This window comes from Acutalibacter caecimuris, from assembly GCF_034335085.1.
In the GTDB taxonomy this organism is placed as follows: domain Bacteria; phylum Bacillota; class Clostridia; order Oscillospirales; family Acutalibacteraceae; genus Acutalibacter; species Acutalibacter caecimuris.
In genome coordinates this window covers 1-748 of sequence record NZ_JAWXXJ010000085.1, presented here as the reverse complement: position 1 = coordinate 748, position 748 = coordinate 1, and the positions used below count along the sequence as shown (strand labels likewise).

Below are 748 nucleotides of genomic sequence, written 5' to 3'. Positions count from 1 at the left end.
TTGGCGGCGTTTGTAACGCGCCTCCCGGCGCTCTTCACTGGTCATAAGTATTCGCCCTCCGTATAGTGTTTGGGGCATTGGTGCCAAAGCTAACTACATAACCCCGGCACATGAAATGGGAAAAGCACCTGTTTCCCACCATGCAAGCAGCGTCCGTGCAAGGGTATCAGGGGGGCAGTTTCGTCACGCAGAGCATTTATGCTCTTGGTAACGGGAAGTATCTCTCCTTCTGAAAAGGTCGTCTTTCCCTTTCGGTACTCCATTTGACCTATGCGTTTCAGAATCCGGGGCGAACGCCTGCACTCCAAGAGGCATTGTTATTGTTAGGAGAGCCATCGTTGTTCACATTACAGAAATTGTTATTGTTGTTGTAATTAGGGGAGCGCAGCCACCACCACACCGCAGACAGCGAGTTTCCAGAGATACACCCAAAGAACAGGTCAGGCTTTCTTTTTTCGGCCCAGGGATTCCAGCGCACCTTTTATCAGGTCATTTTCCCGGTCTATCAATCCGCCCAGGCTTTGTGCCATTTTTTCAAGTTTGTCCTCTGCCTTTCCTGGCGGCACGTTTTGCCCTGCCGAGTTGGTAAAGGCCCCTTGCGGGTTCTGCATGATAACCTCATAACACAGGGCCAGCCGCACATCCAGGGCCATAAGCGAGGCCCGCGCTTCCAGCAAATGGGCTTTGCGCAGCCTTATGCGCTGTTCGTCCGAGGGGTATATGCTGTTTGCCTTTTCGGCTTCGTCCA

Annotated in this window: 1 protein-coding gene and 1 pseudogene; both read right to left on the bottom strand. The window is 52.5% G+C overall.

Translation table 11 applies throughout. The features are described from left to right. Positions 1-277 precede the first annotated feature (277 nt). Positions 278-400, bottom strand: a complete 123-nt coding sequence (locus U8U01_RS17645; RefSeq protein WP_496196413.1) for a DUF6273 domain-containing protein — start codon at positions 398-400, stop codon at positions 278-280. A 40-nt stretch (positions 401-440) separates the two neighbouring features. Next, positions 441-748 (bottom strand): annotated as a pseudogene (locus U8U01_RS17265) (hypothetical protein); the annotation flags it as partial.